Origin of the sequence: Hymenobacter persicinus (assembly GCF_004167665.1) — a bacterium.
Lineage (GTDB): Bacteria > Bacteroidota > Bacteroidia > Cytophagales > Hymenobacteraceae > Hymenobacter > Hymenobacter persicinus.
On the sequence record NZ_SEWE01000010.1, the window covers coordinates 24,371 to 45,014 of the forward strand.

Annotated in this window: 24 protein-coding genes; 10 read left to right on the plus strand and 14 right to left on the minus strand. The window is 59.9% G+C overall.

Annotated elements, in window-relative coordinates; translation table 11 throughout:
• The first annotated feature begins 42 nt into the window (after positions 1 to 42).
• From EWM57_RS06580 to EWM57_RS06600, 5 genes are all read left to right on the plus strand, one after another.
• Positions 43 to 804 carry a hypothetical protein gene (locus EWM57_RS06580; RefSeq protein WP_129920343.1) on the plus strand — a complete coding sequence of 254 codons (762 nt, stop codon included), beginning with the start codon at positions 43 to 45 and terminating at the stop codon, positions 802 to 804.
• A gap of 76 nt (positions 805 to 880) precedes the next feature.
• Positions 881 to 1,726: a hypothetical protein gene (locus tag EWM57_RS06585; protein WP_129920344.1), complete on the plus strand. Its 846-nt coding sequence runs from the start codon at positions 881 to 883 to the stop codon at positions 1,724 to 1,726.
• A gap of 144 nt (positions 1,727 to 1,870) precedes the next feature.
• Positions 1,871 to 2,677, plus strand: coding sequence for a LexA family transcriptional regulator (locus tag EWM57_RS06590; RefSeq protein ID WP_129920345.1), 807 nt, complete (start codon positions 1,871 to 1,873; stop codon positions 2,675 to 2,677).
• Between the two features lie 146 nt (positions 2,678 to 2,823).
• The gene (locus EWM57_RS06595; RefSeq protein ID WP_129920346.1) at positions 2,824 to 3,543 is read left to right on the plus strand and encodes a pirin family protein; all 720 of its coding nucleotides are present in this window, start codon (positions 2,824 to 2,826) and stop codon (positions 3,541 to 3,543) included.
• 24 nt (positions 3,544 to 3,567) lie between these two features.
• A complete protein-coding gene (locus EWM57_RS06600; protein ID WP_129920347.1) occupies positions 3,568 to 4,281 on the plus strand; it encodes a GAF domain-containing protein in 714 nt (237 codons plus the stop codon).
• Between the two features lie 343 nt (positions 4,282 to 4,624).
• On the opposite strand, the gene EWM57_RS06605 is transcribed toward EWM57_RS06600, so the two are convergent.
• Positions 4,625 to 6,484, minus strand: a complete 1,860-nt coding sequence (locus tag EWM57_RS06605; RefSeq protein WP_129920348.1) for a M2 family metallopeptidase — start codon at positions 6,482 to 6,484, stop codon at positions 4,625 to 4,627.
• Positions 6,485 to 6,567: 83 nt separating this feature from the next.
• Here EWM57_RS06605 and EWM57_RS06610 point away from each other — a divergent pair, with 83 nt between their 5' ends.
• Positions 6,568 to 7,065, plus strand: coding sequence for a hypothetical protein (locus EWM57_RS06610; RefSeq protein ID WP_129920349.1), 498 nt, complete (start codon positions 6,568 to 6,570; stop codon positions 7,063 to 7,065).
• 10 nt (positions 7,066 to 7,075) lie between these two features.
• Here EWM57_RS06610 and EWM57_RS06615 read toward each other — a convergent pair whose 3' ends face one another.
• The 4 genes from EWM57_RS06615 to EWM57_RS06630 form a co-directional block, all read right to left on the minus strand.
• On the minus strand, positions 7,076 to 8,014 hold the full coding sequence (locus EWM57_RS06615) for a M90 family metallopeptidase (RefSeq protein WP_129920350.1): 939 nt from the start codon (positions 8,012 to 8,014) through the stop codon (positions 7,076 to 7,078).
• A 65-nt stretch (positions 8,015 to 8,079) separates the two neighbouring features.
• Positions 8,080 to 8,424 carry a low molecular weight protein tyrosine phosphatase family protein gene (locus EWM57_RS06620; RefSeq protein ID WP_129920351.1) on the minus strand — a complete coding sequence of 115 codons (345 nt, stop codon included), beginning with the start codon at positions 8,422 to 8,424 and terminating at the stop codon, positions 8,080 to 8,082.
• A 173-nt stretch (positions 8,425 to 8,597) separates the two neighbouring features.
• A complete protein-coding gene (locus EWM57_RS06625; protein WP_129920352.1) occupies positions 8,598 to 9,980 on the minus strand; it encodes a DEAD/DEAH box helicase in 1,383 nt (460 codons plus the stop codon).
• 241 nt (positions 9,981 to 10,221) lie between these two features.
• Positions 10,222 to 11,166, minus strand: coding sequence for a YihY/virulence factor BrkB family protein (locus tag EWM57_RS06630; RefSeq protein WP_129920353.1), 945 nt, complete (start codon positions 11,164 to 11,166; stop codon positions 10,222 to 10,224).
• Between the two features lie 98 nt (positions 11,167 to 11,264).
• Here EWM57_RS06630 and EWM57_RS06635 point away from each other — a divergent pair, with 98 nt between their 5' ends.
• On the plus strand, positions 11,265 to 11,789 hold the full coding sequence (locus tag EWM57_RS06635) for a DUF2062 domain-containing protein (protein ID WP_165370438.1): 525 nt from the start codon (positions 11,265 to 11,267) through the stop codon (positions 11,787 to 11,789).
• Between the two features lie 79 nt (positions 11,790 to 11,868).
• On the opposite strand, the gene EWM57_RS06640 is transcribed toward EWM57_RS06635, so the two are convergent.
• The 9 genes from EWM57_RS06640 to EWM57_RS06680 all read right to left on the minus strand — a co-directional run bounded on the left by EWM57_RS06640 (position 11,869) and on the right by EWM57_RS06680 (position 18,056).
• Positions 11,869 to 12,822 (minus strand): enhanced serine sensitivity protein SseB C-terminal domain-containing protein, encoded by a 954-nt coding sequence (locus EWM57_RS06640; protein ID WP_129920355.1) that lies wholly within the window; start codon positions 12,820 to 12,822, stop codon positions 11,869 to 11,871.
• 143 nt (positions 12,823 to 12,965) lie between these two features.
• Positions 12,966 to 13,394 carry a c-type cytochrome gene (locus tag EWM57_RS06645; RefSeq protein WP_129920356.1) on the minus strand — a complete coding sequence of 143 codons (429 nt, stop codon included), beginning with the start codon at positions 13,392 to 13,394 and terminating at the stop codon, positions 12,966 to 12,968.
• Entirely contained in the window at positions 13,391 to 14,083 is a 693-nt protein-coding gene (locus EWM57_RS06650) for an SCO family protein (RefSeq protein WP_242510001.1), read from the minus strand. Before EWM57_RS06650 ends, EWM57_RS06645 begins: the two co-directional genes overlap by 4 nt.
• Positions 14,080 to 14,517: a hypothetical protein gene (locus EWM57_RS06655; RefSeq protein WP_129920357.1), complete on the minus strand. Its 438-nt coding sequence runs from the start codon at positions 14,515 to 14,517 to the stop codon at positions 14,080 to 14,082. The genes EWM57_RS06650 and EWM57_RS06655 overlap by 4 nt, the downstream gene beginning before the upstream one ends.
• 116 nt (positions 14,518 to 14,633) lie before the next feature.
• Entirely contained in the window at positions 14,634 to 15,920 is a 1,287-nt protein-coding gene (locus EWM57_RS06660) for a DUF3570 domain-containing protein (RefSeq protein ID WP_129920358.1), read from the minus strand.
• 28 nt (positions 15,921 to 15,948) lie between these two features.
• A complete protein-coding gene (locus tag EWM57_RS06665; protein WP_129920359.1) occupies positions 15,949 to 16,185 on the minus strand; it encodes a DUF4266 domain-containing protein in 237 nt (78 codons plus the stop codon).
• Positions 16,182 to 17,264: an FAD:protein FMN transferase gene (locus EWM57_RS06670; protein ID WP_129920360.1), complete on the minus strand. Its 1,083-nt coding sequence runs from the start codon at positions 17,262 to 17,264 to the stop codon at positions 16,182 to 16,184. The genes EWM57_RS06665 and EWM57_RS06670 overlap by 4 nt, the downstream gene beginning before the upstream one ends.
• A 3-nt stretch (positions 17,265 to 17,267) precedes the next feature.
• The gene (locus tag EWM57_RS06675) at positions 17,268 to 17,723 is read right to left on the minus strand and encodes a thioredoxin family protein (RefSeq protein ID WP_129920361.1); all 456 of its coding nucleotides are present in this window, start codon (positions 17,721 to 17,723) and stop codon (positions 17,268 to 17,270) included.
• A 144-nt stretch (positions 17,724 to 17,867) separates the two neighbouring features.
• On the minus strand, positions 17,868 to 18,056 hold the full coding sequence (locus tag EWM57_RS06680; RefSeq protein ID WP_129920362.1) for a hypothetical protein: 189 nt from the start codon (positions 18,054 to 18,056) through the stop codon (positions 17,868 to 17,870).
• A 590-nt stretch (positions 18,057 to 18,646) separates the two neighbouring features.
• Between EWM57_RS06680 and EWM57_RS06685 the strand changes: the two genes are divergently transcribed.
• The 3 genes from EWM57_RS06685 to EWM57_RS06695 are packed head-to-tail and all read left to right on the plus strand — an operon-like array spanning position 18,647 to position 20,603.
• Positions 18,647 to 19,357 carry a hypothetical protein gene (locus EWM57_RS06685; RefSeq protein WP_129920363.1) on the plus strand — a complete coding sequence of 237 codons (711 nt, stop codon included), beginning with the start codon at positions 18,647 to 18,649 and terminating at the stop codon, positions 19,355 to 19,357.
• A gap of 54 nt (positions 19,358 to 19,411) precedes the next feature.
• Positions 19,412 to 19,747 (plus strand): hypothetical protein, encoded by a 336-nt coding sequence (locus EWM57_RS06690; RefSeq protein ID WP_129920364.1) that lies wholly within the window; start codon positions 19,412 to 19,414, stop codon positions 19,745 to 19,747.
• On the plus strand, positions 19,707 to 20,603 hold the full coding sequence (locus tag EWM57_RS06695) for a hypothetical protein (protein ID WP_129920365.1): 897 nt from the start codon (positions 19,707 to 19,709) through the stop codon (positions 20,601 to 20,603). Before EWM57_RS06690 ends, EWM57_RS06695 begins: the two co-directional genes overlap by 41 nt.
• The last annotated feature ends 41 nt before the right edge of the window (positions 20,604 to 20,644 follow it).

Consider the following 20,644-nt stretch of genomic DNA (forward strand, 5'->3'; position numbering starts at 1 on the left):
CTGCTCCGACCATCCTGATTCGTTCACTCTCCCTTCCTGCTCATGAAACTGCTTCTGCTGCTTGTCGCGCTGGGGGCCACTGCGCCGGCCCCGTCCGCCCCCAAAGCCCGTCCCGCGAATCGTCATGCCCCGGCCTTGTCGGCGGCCACCTTCTTTCGGGAGCACAACTTGGCTTCGCTCTGGCGGCTGAATGCCGAATCGGGGCAGCCGCTGGTGCTGCTCGGCTGCATGGGCACCCAGTACCGCCGCCTGGAACTGGTCTACGAATCCGTGCGCCGCGACGCCCACAACCCCCAGCTGTACCACGTGCGGGGCAAAAGCCGGGAACGGGACCGAATTATGCCCTTCGCCGGCACGATTGTGCTGACCACGGTGAAAAAAGTGCGCGTAACCGCCCCGCCATCCGGGTTCCGGGCCCTGGCTCACTACCAGGCCACCGGCCGCTTCCGCCTGCGCGAAGCCCCGGCCGAAGAGGGCAGCGGCACCCTGACCGGCACGCTTGCCATGACGTTTTCCCGTACCGCGGCCGGCCTAGTCTACATGCCCGGACAGAGCACGGAGTGGGATTATCCGGTGCCCGGCGAAGGCACCAAGTTCACTTGCACCTGGACCAGCGCGGCCCACCCCGAGCCGATACAGCTGGTCTGGGCCACCAACTTCATGGACATTGCCGACTCCGTCATCGAGCGGTTCCGCATCGGCGACCGGGGCGTGCACATCAACCCCAAATACGCCCGCATGGGCTGGAGCCGCTACTGGGAAAACGACGAATGGTGGGCCGAGGCCGAGGAGCCCCTGCTGTAAGGTAAAACGCGTAGCTTAGCTGGCGCTTTTTACGCGCAGAACCTCGTTACTGTCTCTATATTTCTATTCCTGACTTATGACACAAGCCCGTTATTTTCTTGGGTTGCTGGCCCTGCTCAGTCTGAATGCCTGCCAGCAGCCCGCGGCGAAAGAAGCCAGCGCTGCCGCGGCCGTGAGTGCCGCGCCCGTGCCCGCCCAGGTTGAAGCCGCGGTAGCGGCGCCAGTGCCGCCGGCTCCCGAAATGCAGGAATTTTTAAAGAATTATGCCGTGGGAAAGCTCCTGCTGCGCGACGATGGTCCGCTCAACGGCTTTATGGGCGCCGACCACTACCGGGTGGAGCTGTTTTTCAGCGAAGTGTCCCGGGATACCAGTACCACCAACCGGTACTGGGTGCGGGGTATGAGCCGCTACAAGAAAACGGTCACGCCCCTTACGGGCTATATAACCCTGGACCAGGTGCAAGACCAGCCCTCGCCACCGCAAAGCAAGGCAAGTCGCTCGGCAGCCCGGGAGCAGAACCCGAGTGCTTACTCCGCGCTGGGTGAATTTCAGCTCCGGGAAGACTCTGTGCACCGGGGCGCCGGGCTGTTTGCGGGCCAGGTGGTAGTTGATTTCGTCGTGGCCGGAAACGGGGAACTCAGAATTGAGTCATTGACTCCGCAGACCCCTTCCAGGAATGCGGGCATCAAGCTGGAGGGCACCTGGACCAGCTACGCACCCGCGCGGAAGAAGCCTGTGGTACTGGCCTACTACCTCTGGAATTACGGGGACTCAGTGCTCAAAAACTTCAACGTGGGGGAGAGGGGGCCCGAAGTCAACCCCAAGTACGTGCACCTGGGCTGGGACGACTACTGGGAAAACAACGAGTGGTGGGTCGAGCCAGGGGTAATTACGGCCCGGGCCGCTACTGATAGTCTGTAGGAGAGCCACGGGGTGCTGGGATGTGGGGATAACTTTTTCAGAAAAAAATAAAACTAATTGAATTAGTAAAGCTGCGGCTTTGTTGCTAATTTCACGAGCCGGTAACCCTTTGATGTCGAAGCATTTCCCGGCCCTCCCGAAGCGATGATCAATACCAACCTGAAATTCTGGCGGCGCGAACTGAGCCTGACGCAGGCGCAAATGGCCGAAAAGCTAAATATAAAACGTTCACTGGTAGGGGCTTATGAGGAAGGGCGCGCTGAGCCCAAGCTCACCACCCTCGTCAACATGGCCCGCCTGTTCGGCATCTCCCTCGACCAGCTGGTGACCAATGATTTCACCAAAAAGAGCGTGCAGAAGGCCGCCCTGCGCCAGGTGACGCCCATCGTGTCGGATGATCCAAACCCGACGCGCCCGGCCGGCAACCTGCGCATCTTGGCCCTTACCGTCGACAAAGACCAGAACGAAAACATCGAGCTGGTGCCCCTGAAGGCGGCCGCCGGCTACCTCAATGGCTACGCCGACCCGGAGTTTATCGAGGAGCTGCCCAAGTTCCGCCTGCCCATGCTCGGCAGCGGCGGCACCTACCGCGCCTTCGAAATTGCCGGCGACTCCATGCTGCCCATCGCCTCGGGCACCGTTATCGTGGGCCGCTACGTCGACGACTGGCTCACGCTCAAGGACGGCACGCCGTGCATCGTGGTGAGCAGCAAGGAAGGCATCGTGTTTAAGCGCGTCTTCAACAAGCTCAAGGACGGCGCCACGTTGTCCTTGCACTCCGACAACCCGGTGTATTCGCCCTACGAAATCGGGGTGGAAGACGTGGTGGAAATCTGGGAGGCCAAGTCCTATATCAGCAGCACCTTCCCCATTGCCGACCTTTCGCTCACGCGCCTGGCTAGCATCGTGCTTGATTTGCAGCAGCAGGTCAGCACCATGAAAAAGGTATAGTCTGCACGGCTAAGCCTGCAGGCTCATGCTGCCGCAAAGCCAGTCCCGTCCGGGGCTGGCATTGCCGGTTTGGGGGCGTTGCTAACTTCCCCGGCCTTGGCGCGTATGTGGTAGGCAATCCGCCACCTTTCCAACTCCACGCCCTCATGCTGAAGTACATTCCCGCTACCGACCGTCACCACGCCGCGCCCGTGAGCTGGCTGAGCAGCTACTTCCTGTTTTCCTTCGCCGACTACTACGACCCAAAAAACATCCATTTCGGCCCCCTGCGCGTGTTCAACGACGACAGCATTGCGCCCAACTCCGGCTTTCCCCAGCACCCGCATTCCGAGATGGAAATCGTGACCCTTGTGCTCGACGGCGAGGTAACTCACGAGGACACGATGGGCAACCAGACGACCATCCCGAAGGGCGAAGTGCAGCGCATGACGGCCGGCACCGGCCTAGCCCACGGCGAAATGAACCGTACCGACAAGCCCCTGCACATTTACCAGCTGTGGTTTTTGCCCAATCAGAAGGGCCTCGCCCCCAGCTACGAGCAGAAAGACCTGGATTTCCTCGATTCCAAAAATGAGCTGGTGCCGCTGGTATCGGGCCAGAAGGTGCTCGAGGACGTGGTGTACATGAACTCCAACTCCACTATTTACTGGGCCAACCTGCGCGAGGACAAGGAAATCGAGTTCAAGACTTTCCCCATTCGCAACACCTTTATCTACGTCAAGGAGGGCTCCATCTACGTCAATGGCACCGAGTTGGGGCCTAACGACCAGGCGCGCATGACCGATGAGCACGTGGTGCAGATTCGGGCCCGCAAAGACGCTCAGTTTATTTTGATTGACCTGCCGTCGAGTGAAGCCAACTATTAGGAAGCTGAACCGTTAGCTTTTTACATGACGACAACTTTCCCGGAGTCCCTGGTGCCCGCCAACGACGCGGCCCGGTTGCGCACGCTCCATCAGTACGACATCGTTAATACCACGCCCGAGCCGATTTTCGATGACTATACGGCCTGGGCGGCCCAGCTCTTCAACTGCCCGATTTCCCTGATTTCCCTCGTCGACGACGAATATGTGTGGTTTAAGTCGGTGACCGGGGCGGAAGGAATTCCCGGGCTGCCGCGGGTGGAAAGCATGTGCTCGGCAGCCATTTTGCAGGATGAGCCCGTGGTCCAATCGGACTACAAGCCCGAAAGCTGCACGCTCATCAAGCCCGACGTGGCCCAGGCCATCGGCCTGAAATTCTACGCCGGCTCGGCGCTGCAGATGCCCGACGGGGCCCGGGTGGGCATGCTGGCCGTCATTGGCCGGGAGTTTCGCACGCTTTCGGAGAAAGAAACGGCCGTGCTAGCCCGGCTGGCTAAGCTGGTCAGTCAGACCATCGAGCTGCGGGTGAAGTACTTGCGCGCCGGGCAGCAGGAAGAATGGGAAGCTGCCCAAGCCGAGCTGGCCGACAACCTCGACGAAAATGCCGCCCTGGCCCGCTACCTCACCTCCCGCAACGGCCGCATCGACTTCGACGACGATGACGTAGCCCAAATCATTGAGCGCCGCCTGGATAGCGTGGCCAAAGTGCTCAAACGCCGGATGGGGCAGGTGGCGGGGTAAGATTCGACCACATGATGTAAAAAAAAGCCCAGCGTATCTGCTGGGCTTTTTTTTGTCCACTATAACCTGTTAAAAATAAAAAAAACGAGTGCAAGCAAGACAACTACGGCAGGAAAAAAACGAGCTACCCTTTGCAGGTAATAAGTGCCCTTGAAGGGGAAAACGCTTACTAGAGCTGTGACTATGCCGGCAAGGAAGATTTCTATGCATACGCCAGAAATAAGGTCGAGCCAAAATAAGGCTGGATCTTGTGCTCCTTTATCATGACTGGTCAAAAGTAAATCAACCGCGTAAACCGCTAGAGCAAGGGCCCAAAGTGCAAGCGGCTTCCTAGGTACGTTCATTACATCGTGTACTTCCGCCCCTTGTTCTGGGCTTTTAGGTACACCATCAGGGGCTGGAAGTACTCGACCATGGCGCGGGCGGAAAGGTCCTCGCCGGTTTTTTCCTTGAGCACGGCGCGCCAGTCTTTGCTGGCGCCGGGGCGCATGATGTCGGCCAGGAAGGTGCCGACTTCCTTGCTGCCGTAGTAGTTGGTGGCGTGCGGGTCCTGCTTCAGGATTTTCTTGGCAATGTGGTCGTGGAGCTGGAACAGGATGACGTAGGACAAGGCGTAGTCGTAGTACTGGGCCGGGTCGTCGTTGATGTGGGTTTTGGTGGCCGGGTCGAGGTACTGCTCCCCGCGGGCGGTAGGCGGCACGATGCCCTGGTACTTTTTCACCAGCTCCCACCACTTGGCGTTGAGCTGGTCGGCGGGCAGCTTGTCGGCGTAGAAGGAGTTTTCCCACTCGCTCATCACGCCCGAGGAGAACGGGATGAACGTCACGTAGTTCAGGGCCTCTTTCAGCAACGTCTGGGTCTGGTCCGTCTTGGCTTTCGGGTCCTGGAGGCCCAGGCCCACCAGGAACGGCTTCTGGGTGGCGGCCAGGCCCATCAGGCTGCCCATGGCCTCGTGGTAGGCGCGGTTGGCTCCCTGGCGCAGCAGCACGGGCACCTCGGGGTTGGAGTAGGTGAGGTAGTAGTAGATGTGACCCAGCTCGTGGTGGGTGGTTTCGTACCACTCGGTGTTGGGCTCCACGCTCATCAGACTGCGCACGTCCTGGTTGAGGTCCATGTGCCAAGCCGAGGCGTGGTTGTTCTTCTTGTAGGTAGCGCCTTTGGGCAGCGGATACAGGCTGCTTTTCTCCCAGAACACCGGGGGCAGGGCCTGAAAGCCCAGGCTCTGGTAAAACCGCTCGGCCTGCTTGACCTGCCACTCGGCGCCCTTCTTAGCCAGCGTCGCGTCCAGGTTTACACCTTTCACGTCGACCATGGCGCTCCAGTCCTGGCCCCAGCGGTTGGGCAGCCAGGAGGCGGGCAGGTAGTCGGGCACCTGCTTAACGCCGTACTTCTTGGCCAGCTCGTAGCGGGCGTAGGTGTGCAATTCCCGGTAGAGGGGGCGCAGCTCGTCGTTGAGCTGGCGCACGAGCGTCATCATTTCCTCCCGGCTCATGCCGTAGTCGGAGGCCTGGTAGGTGAAGTAGTCGGGGTAGCCCAGGGCCTGCACGGTCTGGTTGCGCAGCCCGCGCAGGTTCAGCAGACCGTCCTTGAGCGTGGGGCCGATGGCCTTGCTGGCTTCCCAGATGGCCTGGCGCTTCTGCGGGTTGTTTTCCTTGCGCAGCAGCTCGTCCAGGTCGTTGGTCGTCACCGATTTGCCCGCGTATTTGTAGTCGAAGCCGTAGAGCTTCTCGGTCTGCTGGGTTTCGGCCTTGATGCGGCGCTTGACCACGTCCGCAATAGTCTGGGGCGAGTTGGCGGCGTTGTAGAGGGCCGTCTGGAGCTGCTTGATCTGGAAAGGCTGGAGCTGGTCTTTGTGCTCGAGCAGCTGGCGCAGGTTGTTGATGTTGTCGGCGCTGCCGGTGAAGGCAGCCATGGCCTCGTTGGCCCGGGCCGTGGCCACGGCGTTGGTCGAGTCGCCGGCCACAATGTGGGTGTTGGAGCGCCACTCGGCTTCGCTCGACTGGGTGTAAAGCCGCTGGTACTCGGTGGAGTAGCCGGTCAGAAATTCATCGGCCTGCCGGCTCCAGTCGACGGGCGCCGGCGGGGCCGCGGGCGGCGTTTCGACGGTGGCGGCCGTATCAGGCGTCGTGGTGGGCACCTTGGCGGTGGGCGCGCAGGCCGAAAGCAGCGCTACGGCTAGGATGGGAAGATGATTTTTGCTCATATAGAGCAAAGCTAAAAAAAGCGCCGACTCGGACCGGCGCAAGCTGTATTTTTGGCTGGATTCAGCTTCGTAGATGCTATTCGATGATTAAACCAATTGTTCAGGGCGTTATCACCACTTTTTCTGTAGCTGCCAAGGCTGGGCTGGCAATTCTTTTGACCCTATTGATTTGGACTGGAACCGTAGTCGCCTGGGATGAGCTGAAATTCATCATCTTTTCCTACCGCAATTTGCAAGGAACGTGGTTAGCTAGGGACAGGGACGAAAAGGAATATGGCAGAATGGAATTACTCATTACCCAAGACTCAGCTTTCTATGGGGACCGGGTCTTTGGTGATGGAAATACGCAGCCCTTCCATAGAGCAGAGACAAGACATGGCGGTCTAGACAACTACTACCTACGAGGGGCCATAATTCATCTGACAGCGGATAGCCTCATACTTATGTATCCCAACGGAAGGTCACAAGGTTGGGGAGTGGACCTAGACCTCAACGGTAAAACGATAAATCTAATCGGAGACTCCTATTCCACATTGCGCTTTGTGAAGGTTGCGGATGGCAGAATAGCCGGTCACCGGTAGGAAAGTTGCTCTACGCTGCCTGCGTCAGCAAGTGGCAGTCCTTGTACTTCTTGCCGCTGCCGCAGGGGCACGGGTCGTTGCGGCCGAACTTACGGCGGGAGCGCAGGGTCTTGAGCCACTGGCGCGGGTCGGTGGCCCACTGCAGGAAGCGGCTGCGCGGGTTCTGGCGGAAGGCCAGCAGCAGCAGGCCGTAGAGCTCCGGATGCTCGGCCTGGAGCTTCTCGGGCTTCTCGAAGAAATACTCCGTGACCACGGCAAAGAACTCGGCCTCGTTGGTGCCGCCGTAGTCGTTGATTTCGGAGCGCCCGGCCCGGATGGCGGCAATTTCGCGCGCCATTACGGCTTCCCACTCGGGGCGCAGGGCGGCCGGAAACGCCAGGGCCGGCACCCCGTCAATGACGCCGTCGGCCTCGTCGAGCAGGTGGGCAAACTCGTGGATGCCCACGTTCTGCCGGTCCATGCCGTCGCGGAAGCCCTGCTCCAGGGAGGCCTTGGAAAGGTGCATATAGTGGGACGTCTGGAAGTTGCGCACCGAGCCCAGCAGGGTGCCGGCCAGCGGGGCGTGCTCCTGCCCCGCGTCCTGCCGCTCCTTCCAGGCGTCGGGCACCACGAGCACCTCGCTCAGGTTGCCGTACTCCCAATCGGGAAAGCCGAACACGGGAATAATGGCCGAAGCCGCCACCAGCACCCGCGTTACGTCGTCGATGTCGGTTTGAATGCCCGTAATGCGCGTCTGGGCCAGAAACACCTGCACGCGCTTCTCAAACCTGGGCTTCTCCACTTCGGACAGCGACAGGTAAAAGGCCACCCGGGTGCTGAGTATTTCGCGCCAGGCGGCGGGAAATTCGGCGGCCAGCGCGGCGGCCTTCACCCGGGCGTCGCGGGTGACGTAGCGGTAAAACAGAAACAGAATAACGGCCAGCACGGCCAGCCAGACGAGGTATTGCATGGCCGGGTAAACGGCCCGAGCCGGTTTAGGTTGTAGGGCCCGCCGTGGAAAGCGCGCCCCCGCCGTTAGAGCCGGGGCAGCAGCTCCCGCAGTCGGTTGAGCAGCAGTTGCTGGAGAGCAGGGTCCATAAACTGGTACTGGTCGGGAATGCGCAGCACCACGACGGGCTTGCCGGCCAGCGCTGCGCCGAACTTCTGCCGCAGCCGGTCGGCGTGGCGGCGCTCCATTACGAAAATGGCCTCGGCCCAGCCCAGGTGTCCGGCCGTGACCCGCACCCGGGCGCCGGGCTCCGTTCCGGCCGAGCGGGCCTCGTAGTGCGGGTGCGCGTCGAAAAGCCGCTCGGCGGTGAGGCTGCGCCAGCGGTTCTGGCTGCAGATGAACAGAAGCTGGCGGGGCTCGGAGGTAGGCAAGGGTATATGGGTTGCGTTTCGGATAGGATATAAGCAGAACGTCATGCAGAGCGTCAGCGAAGCATCTCGCGGGGCGCCGTTAGATTACTAATCCAACGACACCCCGCGAGATGCTTCGCTGACGCTCTGCATGACGGTCCTTTTGGGCCTTTGCTTAACCGTAAGCTGCCGCTCTACTCCACCAACGACACGCGCACCTTGCGGCCTTTGATTTTGGCGCCCGTCACGCGCTGGGCCACTTCTTGGGCCTGCAGGCGCGGCACGGCCACGTAGCTGTAGTGGTCAAACACCTCGATGTGGCCAACGTCGGTGCGCTCCAGCCCGCCCTGGGCCACGAAGGCCCCGACCAGGTCGTGGGCGCTGACCTTGTCCTTGCGGCCGGCCGATACGTGCAGGGTGATGCTGGCGGGCTTGGGGGCCTTGGGTGCAGCCGGCGGCAGGGCCGGGGCGTGCAGGGGCTTCCACTGGATGCTCTCGGCAATGGGCCACTTCTGCACGTGGGTCTGCTCGTGGGGCGTGGCCAGGATGTGGGCCGTGCCCACGGCGCCGGCGCGGGCCGTGCGGCCGGCCCGGTGCTGGAAGGCATCGGCTTTGTCGGGGGCGTCGTACTGAATGACGGTGTCGAGGGCCGTCACGTCGAGGCCGCGGGCAGCCACGTCAGTAGCTACTAACACTTGGCTGGAGCCGTTGCGCAGCTTCATCAGGGCTTTGTCGCGCTCGGGCTGGGGCATCTTGCCGTGGAGCACTTCGGCCGCCACGCCCCGGCCCTGCAGGAAGCGGGTCAGCTCCACACATCGTTCCCGGGTGTTGCAGAATACCAGCGCCCGGCCGGTTTCGGGCAGGTTCAGCAGGTGGAGCAGGGCGGCGGGCTTTTTCTCGATGGGGCCCACCTGACCCAGCAGCGTCAGGTTTTCGGGCAGCTTGCCTTCTTCCTCCGCCGACTGCACCACCCGGGGGCGGGTCAGGTTGTTGCGAATCAGCAGCAGCACCTTATCCGACATCGTGGCCGAGAACAGCAGGGTCTGGCGGCGGCGCGGCAGGCGTTTTACAATTTCGACCAGCTCGTCCTGGAAGCCCAGCTCGAGCAGCTTGTCGGCCTCGTCGAGGATGAGCACCTTGAGCTGGTTAGGCACGATGGAGCGGCGCTCGAAGTGGTCGAGCAGGCGGCCGGGGGTGGCCACCACAATGTGGGGGGGCTGGGTGAGGGAGGCCGTTTCCTCGCGGAAGGCATGACCCCCGTAGAAAGCCGCCACGCGCAGATTGGGCAGGTATTTACCCAGCTTTTTGAGGGCATCGCGCACCTGCAGGGCCAGTTCCCGGGCCGGTACGAGCACAATCACCTGCACCGCGTCGAGCTTCAAATCCAGATTTTGCAGAATCGACAGGCCGTAGGCGGCCGTCTTGCCCGAGCCGGTGGGCGCCTGCCCGGCCACGTCCTGGCCGGCGAGGGCCATGGGAATAACTTGCTCCTGAACGGGGGTGGGCGTGGTGAAAGTCAGCTCTTCCAGTGCTTGGAGCAGGGAAGGGGCAAGGCCAAGGTCGGCGAAAGAGGGCATGCGAAACGAAAATGTGGGCTGCAAAGGTACGCCGGATTTCGGCGGCAGCCAGCACGCGCCAGCCTGGGCCCGTATTCCTTTTGTCCAATCGGGTGCTGGGCCGGGTTATCCAGCGCCGATACTTCTGGAGCAGCAAAGGAGCCAACGAAGCCTCAGGGCCAAACGGAGCCTCCGCAAAGGCCCGCTGGAGGCAGAGCAGCGTGGTTAAACCGAAAAGTGTAGTCGGAGGAGTCGGGGGTGGTTACTTTTTGTCTTCCACGATGTCGACGAGACGGTAGCGCACGGCGTGCTTTTTGGGGCGGATGTCGATGCCCGCGTAGTGAGCGTAGACCTTCGTGAAACAGGCGCCGAAGTAGTAAATCATGGCGGAGTAAAACACGAACAGCAGCACCAGCACGATGCTGGAGGCCGCCCCGTAGATGGGACCCAGGTTGCGGGGCACCAGCAAGTGACCCAGCACAAACTCCCCCAGGTCAATGAGCAGGGCCGTGACAATGGCCCCGCGCCAGACGGCCTTCCAGGGCACGTGGGCGCTGCTCAGGTTGCGAAACGTGACGCTGAACCAGGCCGCCAGAATCAGCAGGGACGTAATCTGGTTCAGCACCTGAATCAGGAAGTAGGCGAAGTTGGGGTCGAAGTCGTGGATGTAGTCGGCAAACAGGGCCAGGGCCGCGTCGGTCAGAAAGGCCAGCATCGACAGCAAGGCCGTGGCCAGCAGCAGCCCCAGGGAGCGGGCCCGCTCCTTGAGAATCTTGTCGAAGCGCCCCGCCTTGCGCCCCGGCCGCACCTGCCAGAGCTGGTTGAGCGAGTTTTGAATGACCACGAACAGGGTGGTAGACACGAACAGCAGAAAGCCGAAACCCAGCCAGGTCACGAGGCGGCTGCGCTCCACGTTGGTCACGTTGAGCAGAATCTGCTCGACGAGCTCCGCGGCCGAGGTGCCCAGCAGGGCCGAAAGCTTGCCCAGCAGCAGCACCCGCACTCCGGAGGCCGTGTAGAGCTTGCCCAGCAGCTGAATCAGGATAATCAGGATGGGGGGCAGGGCAAATGTGGTGAAAAAGGCGGTGGCCGCCCCCAGCCGGAGCGGGTCGTGGCTGCCCAGCTCAAGTCCCGCCCGGCGCAGCAGAAAAAAGAAATCAGTCCAGACTTTGGGCCGGGGCTGACCCGACTCGCGTACTTTTGTCATGGTAAGGGCATACTACCCGCGGCGCGGTGCCGGCGGCGGCAGGCTACGAAGGTAGCGCACGAGTGCCGAAAGCCCCGCCTTCCTTAACCCCGATTTTCGTGTCCGCTGCTTCACCTGCTCCGCCAGTTCCACCCCCCACGCCACCCCGGTCCGCCAACTGGCTGCGCCGCTACCTGCTCGACCCGGTCCGCAACCTGCTGCGCCAGGGCCTGACGCCCCCGCAGCTGGCCCTGACGGTGGCCTGGGGCGTGGCCTTGGGCCTGGTGCCGGTGCTGGGTATCACTACGTTGCTTATCACCTTCGTGGCCGTGCGCCTGCGCCTGAACGTGGCCGCCATGCTGCTCGTGGGGCATCTGATGAGCCCCCTGCAGCTGCTGCTACTCATTCCGCTGCTGCGGCTGGGGGCTCTGCTCTGGCACAACGGGCAGACGCCCGACCTGACCCTGGAGCGCCTCAAGTATCTGTTTGCCCACGACTGGAGCCGCGCTCTGCAGCTGCTCTGGCACGCCGGCCTGGGGGCTTTGCTGCTCTGGGCCCTGGCCATGGTGCCGCTGGGGCTGGCCCTGAACTTCGGCCTGCGCCCCCTGTTTCGCCGCCTGCTGGCCCGGCAGAACGCGGCCTAGCTTTCCTCGTCCTGCCGGAAACGCCAACGCGGGCTCCCGAACCGAATCGGGAGCCCGCGTTGGCGTTGAAAAGTAGCGGTTACGCGCGCTTGTAGACCGGCTCCACGGTGGTGAAGTACTGGTTGAGCGGCTCCTGAGAGTTGGGGTCAAGCACGAGTACGTCGACCAGCTCATGGTCACTGATGTTGCCCTGCACCACGGGGCCGAGCTCCTGCAGGAACGCCGCGTCGTTGTCGTCGGTGTGGAAGGCCAGCAGCAGACGGGGCGGGCCCGAGTTGTCTTGGAGCTGCACCTGGGCAATGTAAACGGCCTGGATGGAGGACTTTTCGACGCTGAACGCGCGCAGGGCCTCGATCAGCTGGGTGGGGTAGTCGGCGGGCTGGCCGAGCAGCACGGGCACCTGTTGGGCCATGGCTTCCTCGCCGCCGGGAAACAGGCGGCCAGCCAGCAAGTCGGCCAGCTCGTCGGCGGGCAGCAGCTTGCCCACGGGCGAGAAGGGGTTCAGGGCGCACTCGGCTCCCTGAATCATCTGGAAGAACTCGATGCCGCGCACGCGCAGGTAAGGCACGGAGTCGACTTCCATGCCGCCTTCGTAGAGGCGCTCCAGGGACGAGAAAACCGGAATTTTACCGTCGTTGAGCACCTGGAGCTGGATTTCCATGCCCTCGGTGGGCTGCACCTCCCCGCCGGTGGTGTCGCCTTCCTTGGGCAGCATCACCACGATGAGCTGTTCGCCGAGCAGGGCCCGGTAGAAATCGGGGCGAAACTCGGGCTGGGAGGCGGCGTTGAAGAGCAGCTCCTCCAGGATGTTGACCGGCTGGAAGGGTGGCAGTTCGGGCATGGCCGGCAGTGGGGGCAGCGTCGGTGCCGGCACGGGCTCGGGAGCGGGAGACGTATAGCTGGCGCCTTTGTAGCGCGGACCGGCCGGGGCCGGGGAGTCGGCGGCGGAGGCTGCCGGAGCCGGGGTGGAAGGGCTGGGCGCAGCGGGTGCGGCAGAATCTTTTTTGGATTTCAGAAAGTCGAACAGACCCATGACAAAGGAGTGGATTAGATACGCAAGCTAACCAGGTTTGCCGAAGAATGCAGCCTCTCCGGCCCGCAGAAATGACTTTGTTCGTAGCCGTTTGGTTCCCAAAGTATTGCCGGGCCCGTAGGCGGGCCCGCCCGAATCAGCGCCTATTCCCCGTCGCTGGCCCCGCAGCCCTGGAGCTGCTCCGACACTTCCCGGATGGTGAACACCTCGCCCTGGTTGCCCCAGGAGGTCTGGATGAAGTTGAGCAGGTTGGTAATCTGGGAGTCGGTCAGGTGGGAGTCGGCCGGGGGCATCACCTGGTTGAATTCCACGCCGTTGACCGTCAGCGGCCCCTGCACGCCCTTGCGGATCAGGCAGGCCAGGGCCAAGCGGTTCTTGACCAGGTAGTCGGAGCCGGCCAGGGGCGGAATCAGGCGTTGCAGGCCCTCGCCCTGCGTGCCGTGGCAGTTGGCGCAGTGGGTGGCGTAGATTTTGGCACTCTCGTTTTGCCGCTCCGTAAAGCAGCCCGAGGCGCCCAGCCCCACTGCCAGCCCAGCTCCGGCCAGAACACCTAACCGCCGCCCCCAACTCATTTGGCCGCCTTTTGGTCGGCCTCCACTTCCTTCAGCAGCACGGGCAGGTCGTCGAGCAGGCGCTGCACTTCCAGCGGGTTCATGCCGTCATACACGCCCCGGATGCGGCGCTGCGGGTCAATCAGGGCAAAGGCCCCGCTGTGGGCAAAGCCGCCGGGCACGCCCTTATCCACTTGGGCGGCCGTCATATACGCCCGGGCCAGGGAAAAAATCGAGTCGTGGGAGGCCGTGGCGAAGTGCCAGCGCGAGGCATCCTGAATCCCCAGCCGCTGGGCGTAGTCGCGCAGCACCGGGATGGAGTCGTGGGCCGGGTCGATGGTGTGGGAGAGGAACAGCACCCGCGGGTCGTCTTTGAACTTGGTGTACACGCGCAGCAGCTCGCTTTGCATCTTGGGGCAGATGCTGGGGCAAGTGGCGAAGAAGAAGTCCGTGACGTAGACCTTGCCGGCAAAGGTCTGGTTGGTAATCACCTGCCGGTCCTGGTCGGTAAGACGGAAGTCGGGAATCGTGGCGTACACCGTGTCGGCTGGGCTGCCGTCGGCGTGGGGCTTCACTTCCCGCTCCCCGAGAAAGGGTAGCCGCTCGGTGTCGGCGGGTTTGGAATCAAGCGAGCAGGCGGGCAGCAGCAGAGTCGTGCTCAGGGCAAACAAACCCAGGCGCAGGGCGCGGGGCAGAAACGTACTCATCATTGGGCAGAGGGTTGGGGCGAAGCGGCGGCCGACGGCACCAGCTGCCGGGCCGAGTCCAGGCTCAGGGTCATTAGCTGAGCCACGGAGTCGATTTTGCGCTGCTGGGCGGCGAAGTAAGCCAGCTTGCGCGGCACCACGACGCTGTCGGCGGGGCGGTGGTACTGATGCATCCAGTCCATCATGGCCGCGTCGGCGGCCAGCAGGGCCCGGCCGCGCCGCGCCGTCAGGGCCGTGTCGGGCAGGTTGACTTTCTGCAACTGCTGGCGCAGGTCGTAGAGCTCATCCATGCGGGCCATGAGCGTGTCGTGGCTGGCCAGCACGGCTTTTTCGGCCAGCTCCGCCTGGTGCTCGGGCGTGGGGCCTGAGTGGCAGGCGGCCAGCGCCGTCAGGAAGAGCCCGGCTAGTGCGGCGGAAAGGAAACGGGGATTTTTCACGCCGCAAAGCTACGACGCAACCACCGCAGATGCACGCGCGGGGCCGGAAAACCGCGGGTGGTTCCGGTGCGCGTTGTGCAGTGCCAACCGGAAGCTCAGGCCCGAGTGACAGCCGGTTAAGGCATTGTAAACGACAGGTCGGCGCTGATCAGGCTGGCGGTGAGGCCCACGCTCTGCCGGTAGTAGGCGTAGCGCAGGTCCAGCGCCTTGAACTTGGCCACGCGCCCGCCAAACGGGGTTTTAAACCGGCCAATGCCGTAGACCGGGGAGTAGCGCAGGCCCAGGCCGAGCTTGTGGGCGGAAAAATCGGCCAGGTCGTAGTCGGAGGTGTAGTACTGGTCGGTGAGGGAGTGCGCCAGATAAGGCGCAAAGTACTTGGCCGCGGTCTGGGTGTGGTAGCGGTAGAAGGGGTAAAGCACGAAAAACGGCGTCACCTTCACCGGCGTTTCCAGTTCGAAAGTGTGGGCCGTAATGCCGAAGTTGTCGTTGTAGAAGCGGTAGAACCCGCGCACCTGCACCAGGTCGGCAGCGTAGTAGGTCAGGCGCAGCCCCACGGGGTACTTGTAGCGCTGCCGGGGCAGCAGCTCCCGTTTGGCCGTGCCCAGGGCGCCGCCGGTTTCGCGGAAGTACACCCGGTGGAAGGGCGTGCTTAGCAGCCCGTTCTGGGCCACCAGCTCGGTGCTAACGGCCGCCTGCAGCCGCTGGGTGAGCACCTGCGAGTACACGATGTTGAGGTTGTAGCTCTGCCGGGTGTCGAAGCCCGAGCCATGGTCGCCGCCCCGGCCCTGGCGCAGCTCGGCGGGCAGGATGAGCGTGGCCCGGTCAAAAAACGCCTGGGCAGCCACGCTCAGCTCCCGGTTGCCATCCTGGGAGGCGTGGGCCCAGGACGCCGTCACGTTGCCCGAGAGGTAGTCGTATTCCTTGGAAAAGCCCCCGCCGAAACCCACGATGGTGCGCTTGTCGGCCAGCTGCCGGGAGTAGCCCAGGTCGAGGTGGTAGCGCGTGTCGTGGGCGGAAGGCGAAGACAGTACCTGGTCAATCCGGTCGGTGGAGGCCGAGGCGTAGTAGTCCATGCCCAGGTTGGCGGAGATGCGCGTGGCCGAGTCCAGGGGCACGTTCAGGATAATGGTCGGCGTCAGGTCAGTCAGGTGCTGGGTGCCGATACCGCCCTCCACGGCTCCGTGGCTGCCGTCCTGGGAATAGTAGCTGGAGAGAATATTGACCTCCGTTTCGCCGTGGTTGCTGGGGTCGGGCGGGGTGGGAGCGGTGGTGCTGGGCGCCCCGTAGCCGTCGACGCGGTTGGGCGTGGGCGTGGCCTGGGCCCAGGCCAGGGCGGGCAGCAGGGCCAGCAGCAGCGCAGCCGGGGCGCGGAAGCCAAGCAGGGAGGAGAAAGGTCGGGACATAACTGGCAAACTCAGTAGCGCGAAAAGATTAGTTGCAGCCGCAGCCGCCCCCGACTTTACCGCCGTTGGCGCCGCCGGCTCCTTCGCGGTAGCTTTCGAAGTTGGTTTCGTACACCTCAATGCGCTTGTTGGCCAGCTTCATATCCTCGTCGTTGAGGTACACTTTCTGGTAGGCCGCCACGGATACGCAGCTGCTCAGGCCGCTGCCGCCCAGCAGCAGCAGTAGGCCGCCCAGGGCCAGGCGGGGCAGGAAAGAACAAGTCATGGTGTGGTCGGAGTTTGGGAGGCTGGAGCGCCCATGCTGTGGTAATAGTTGAGCTGCATTCCCTTGGAAGCCAGCGTGCGGCCGTCGTTGGTGATGAGCGTGCAGTCGACGCCCTTGAGCCCGTTGATAAAGGCCAGGCCCTGCTCCGGGCCCTTCACAAACACCACCTCGTCGAGGCCGTCGGCCAATTCCACGTCGGGGCAGATGATGGTCACGGAGCGCAGGCCGGTGGCAGGGTAGCCGGTATGCGGGTCAATGATGTGGCCATAGTACTGCCCCTTGACGGTGAAGTACTGCTCGTAATTGCCGGCCGTCACCACGGCCACATCGGTCACCGTCAGCCACGACGACACTGACTGCGGAAACGCCGGGTCGCCGATGGCAATGCGCCAGAGCGAGCCGTCGGCCTGCTTCCCCCAGCACGACACGTCGCCGGAGCCGTTGATCAGGCCGCCCTGAATGCCCATCTGCTTCATTAGGGCCTGGGCACGCCGCACCCCGTAGCCCTGCAGGATGCCGGCCAAGTTGATGCGCATGCCCTTGTCCTGGAGCATTACCGAGTGCGTGGCCGGGTCGAGCAGCACTTTCTGGTAGTTGATGCGGGCCACCGAGGCCTTCACGACTTCGGGAGCCGGCAGGGCCGCGTGTTCCTGCCGGTCGAACGTATAGATCTTCTCGCCCCCGGCAAAGGTGATGTCGAATGCCCCGCCGCTGAGCTCGGAAAGCTTGAGCGTGCGCCGGATCAGGTCAAACACCTCTTGGTCGACCACCACGGGACGGATGCCAGCGGCGCGGTTCACCTGCGTTATCTGGGAAGTCGAGTCCCAGTAGGAGCAGAGCCGGTCGATGCGCTGGGCCTCCCTGATGCCGGCCCGAATGGCCCGCCACGCCAGCGAATCGTCGGCCGAAACGGCCGTGAACGTGAAGTGGGACCCCATCAGGTGGGCCGAGCGGGTGAAGTTGCGGGGCTGGGGAAGCCGTGGCGCCGCCCGCAGACCACCCGGGAATAGACCGCACCAAGCCAGCCCCGCCGTAAGGCAGGCCAGCAACAGCACACGGGAGGCGGGGACAGGGCGCACGGGTTATTTTTTGGCCAGCAGCTGAGTCAGGTAGGCATCGTAGGCGGTGGGGCCACCGGGGCGGTAGCCGGTTTTGGCCAGCACCTTGCCTTCGGGCGAAAGCAGCACCACCAGCGGGAAGGAGCCCTCCTTGTTGAGCTGGGCCGCGGCCTGCTCGTTTACCTTCAGCTGGGCCGCGGGGAGCTTGTTTTTCTTGCCCCGCGGGAAGTCGAACCGGGCCAGCACAAACCGGTCTTTGGCAAACTGCGCAAACTCGGGCTGGTCGAACACTTCCTGCTTGAGCATGATGCAGGGCTTGCACCAATCGGAACCCGAGAAAACGGCCAGCACGGGCTTATTGACCGTTTTGGCCTGCTGCAGGGCCGCCGTCAGGTCGGAGTTCCAGGCAAGGGGGGCCGTCTGGGCCTGGGCCCCGACTACCGAAACGAGGGCAACAACGCCCGGGAAGAGAAAACGCATGGCTGACAGCTAGATTAAAACCGAATTAAAGCCCGTAACGGTGAAGGAACGGTGACGGTTCAGCTGAAATGCCCCAACGGGCGCTTTTTTTACGCCGGCCGCCCCGGCGCTTCCCGTTGCACCATTGTGGCGGCTTGGGTCGGCCTACTGAAAGTAGTGCCAAAGCCAGCGTACCAGCTCGTAGCCGGCCCAGCCCGTAAGCACAAATACGGCCACCAGCCCGACGAGAACGGCTACCAGCAGCCCCCGGCCGCTGCCGGCGTGCTTACCCTCGGCGTAGTGGCGGCGCAGCAAAGCCACGTTCCGCTCGTTGCTCTTGTAGGCGAAATACATTAACGAACTATAAAACACTGTTTAAACGCTGATAAGCCACTTTATACCACTGATAAGCAGCCTATGTATCAATAACAGCCCTGAAACTTTATACAAGCGGGCTTATACTGTATACAGTCACGGTCTAAGTTGATACAACATCAAATATCATCTTTATTGTACTTTATCTGGTTGAAAATTGCACCACCAGAAACATAGCTTCATTCAACGTTCTTAGTGCTGATAGGGTAGATTGTGCCATGATAGGTCACGTTCGCTGGTGAGCCTGTATGAAGCGAATTGAACCAGCATAGGAGGCTAGGATAGGCTCGTGAATGTACGAGTACGCTCCACTATCTTGTTCTCATGGTTGTCATAGTAGAGCTCCACAAAGAAGCCACATAGCATGTGTTAGAGTCCAACGGTGTCCTCTTCCTCGTAGCGAGTGGCAAGGAATCGTCCCTCTTCCCACACGAGCACTACTTGCTGCTCAAAGTGCAGGAGACAGAAGGCATAATGTCCTGTTGGCATAGCTACGCTAGATTTAGAATCTGTTGATGGTTTTTGTACATTGCCTACAATGTAAGTAACGAATTCAGCATACACATACAATGAAGAAGAAAATTCCCCTAGCAATACACAAAGCAATTGAACCGTTATTGCCCATCATTAACAAAGAGATAGTTGCTATGGATATGAGTGCAAACTCTTTGTTTAGAATGATTGATGTAGACCCCGAATCTGGTTTCTTTTTTGAGATTACGGCTATCGAGAAAAGTGATGGGAAAACTATAATTCGCTATGAGAGCAAACCGGCAAGTGCTAATAATAACATTGCCATTAGGGCTGCAACAACTTACGAAGGATTTGCCAATATCTTCAAGCAATGGATTAATATTTTAAATGACTATAATCAAATTCCAACTATTTTTGATGACCCTATATTGAAGCAGTATGAAGATGATTTTCAAGAAAAATTTGAAAGTGCAGATGAAAATGCAAGTAGAGCTAGTTTTACGCTTGAACAACAGTTTCTTCTTGATGATGCTTTTACAAAGATTATATTTTTGCTAGAGCATAATAAAGATAAAGAAAATATTGAGGAAATTGATAGCCTAATCGTTGAAGCCAAGTCAATACAGGATACGATTACAACATCAACAAAAGACGAAATTTTTGGCAAAATGTCTTCGCTGTTTTCTAAAATACAAAAGGGTGGATTGAAATGGATAAAAGAAATATACCCTATTATACAAAAGGAGATTATTTCGCAAATTGTTAAGGGCGCTTTGAATCTTCCGTCAGTTATTGATATAACATAATTGTATTGGCGGCAATTGATTTTAATAAAATTTAACTCATTAACAAACACAGAAATGAATGATTGCAAACTAGAAGGATTCGGTAAAACCCCAAACGAGTATATAGTTCCCAGTCATGCTGGACTTGCATGCAAGGTAAAGGTAATCAATGAATTTTTTGAAAAATATGCTTACTGTAATTTCCTGAGTGAAGGTGCGGGTAATGTTCAGAGTGTTTTGCATATAACGGCAACGCATAAGCAGCAGGGTGAAAAAGTAGAAGGTATGGATAGCATTGTTCTTTGGATAATGCCTGACCCGACTAAGAAGGAAATTGCAAAATTGTTTAGCGTAGTAACTAAAAACTTTAATGATATCCAAGATGCAGAGCGAAAATCAAACCAAGGGTAGTTTTATATTCAATAAGATTTGGATTATTGAATCGTTAGGAGTAGTGGATAAGCCAACTGGGACAATACTTTACAATGACCTTATAAAGAACAAGAGCAGCCAATTACAGACTTTAGATTCCGAATTGGCTATTGTAAAAGACTATGACGAATTGGTTAGTGTTTTAGATAGGATAAAGTCCGATGTACAAGACAAGCACCATTTCCCATTTATTCATTTTGAAATACATGGTAGTAATGATAAAATGGGATTGGTTCTAGCTTCAAGTCAATTTGTATCATGGACTGAGTTTGCTAGCCTACTGCGCGAAATCAATATTGAAACTAGGAATAACACGATGGTTACTACTGCTGTCTGTTTCGGTGGTAGAGCTTTCATAGAAATTGACCCTGTATTGCCAGCACCCTTTGCAGGGATAGTGGGTCCTTACGAAGCTGTATATGTTAATGATATTGAGGAAGGGTATAATGCATTTTTTGATTTGCTACTAAATGGCAATGGCTTCGATAAAGCTCTGACTGCACTTAACGGGTATGGTGAATCTGAATCAAAATTCGAGTTTATTCCAGCAATCGGATTATTCAATATTCTTTGGAGTGACCTACTTACCATGTATAAAGATCCTTTATTCATGGAAAACAAGATATTTGCTCTGACCTATAGAAGCTTTGCAAGTTGGAATGCTAGGGGAGAGGAAATCACTATGACCATTGAGCAGGTTAAGGCATACTACCGGAACTTGTATACAAATGACAATGAGCTAGATGAAATGAAATCTGCCATGATGAAGACCTTCATCATGGCAGATTTAGACCCCTTGCCCTTCGTGAACTTGGATAGACCCGATGATTGGTAGCCAGTCTAAAAGAGAAGCCCCGATACCTGTCAGATATCGGG

Coding starts and splice junctions, on each gene's coding strand:
- EWM57_RS06675 (WP_129920361.1), bottom strand. CDS start 17,723: ATGCGTTTTCTCTTCCCGGGCGTTGTTGCCCTCGTTTCGGTAGTCGGG.
- EWM57_RS06665 (WP_129920359.1), bottom strand. CDS start 16,185: ATGACTTGTTCTTTCCTGCCCCGCCTGGCCCTGGGCGGCCTACTGCTG.
- EWM57_RS06585 (WP_129920344.1), top strand. CDS start 881: ATGACACAAGCCCGTTATTTTCTTGGGTTGCTGGCCCTGCTCAGTCTG.
- EWM57_RS06640 (WP_129920355.1), bottom strand. CDS start 12,822: ATGGGTCTGTTCGACTTTCTGAAATCCAAAAAAGATTCTGCCGCACCC.
- EWM57_RS06645 (WP_129920356.1), bottom strand. CDS start 13,394: ATGAGTTGGGGGCGGCGGTTAGGTGTTCTGGCCGGAGCTGGGCTGGCA.
- EWM57_RS06600 (WP_129920347.1), top strand. CDS start 3,568: ATGACGACAACTTTCCCGGAGTCCCTGGTGCCCGCCAACGACGCGGCC.
- EWM57_RS06680 (WP_129920362.1), bottom strand. CDS start 18,056: ATGTATTTCGCCTACAAGAGCAACGAGCGGAACGTGGCTTTGCTGCGC.
- EWM57_RS06605 (WP_129920348.1), bottom strand. CDS start 6,484: ATGAGCAAAAATCATCTTCCCATCCTAGCCGTAGCGCTGCTTTCGGCC.
- EWM57_RS06615 (WP_129920350.1), bottom strand. CDS start 8,014: ATGCAATACCTCGTCTGGCTGGCCGTGCTGGCCGTTATTCTGTTTCTG.
- EWM57_RS06690 (WP_129920364.1), top strand. CDS start 19,412: ATGAATGATTGCAAACTAGAAGGATTCGGTAAAACCCCAAACGAGTAT.
- EWM57_RS06625 (WP_129920352.1), bottom strand. CDS start 9,980: ATGCCCTCTTTCGCCGACCTTGGCCTTGCCCCTTCCCTGCTCCAAGCA.
- EWM57_RS06630 (WP_129920353.1), bottom strand. CDS start 11,166: ATGACAAAAGTACGCGAGTCGGGTCAGCCCCGGCCCAAAGTCTGGACT.
- EWM57_RS06610 (WP_129920349.1), top strand. CDS start 6,568: ATGATTAAACCAATTGTTCAGGGCGTTATCACCACTTTTTCTGTAGCT.
- EWM57_RS06695 (WP_129920365.1), top strand. CDS start 19,707: ATGATATCCAAGATGCAGAGCGAAAATCAAACCAAGGGTAGTTTTATA.
- EWM57_RS06580 (WP_129920343.1), top strand. CDS start 43: ATGAAACTGCTTCTGCTGCTTGTCGCGCTGGGGGCCACTGCGCCGGCC.
- EWM57_RS06660 (WP_129920358.1), bottom strand. CDS start 15,920: ATGTCCCGACCTTTCTCCTCCCTGCTTGGCTTCCGCGCCCCGGCTGCG.
- EWM57_RS06685 (WP_129920363.1), top strand. CDS start 18,647: ATGAAGAAGAAAATTCCCCTAGCAATACACAAAGCAATTGAACCGTTA.
- EWM57_RS06590 (WP_129920345.1), top strand. CDS start 1,871: ATGATCAATACCAACCTGAAATTCTGGCGGCGCGAACTGAGCCTGACG.
- EWM57_RS06650 (WP_242510001.1), bottom strand. CDS start 14,083: ATGATGAGTACGTTTCTGCCCCGCGCCCTGCGCCTGGGTTTGTTTGCC.
- EWM57_RS06595 (WP_129920346.1), top strand. CDS start 2,824: ATGCTGAAGTACATTCCCGCTACCGACCGTCACCACGCCGCGCCCGTG.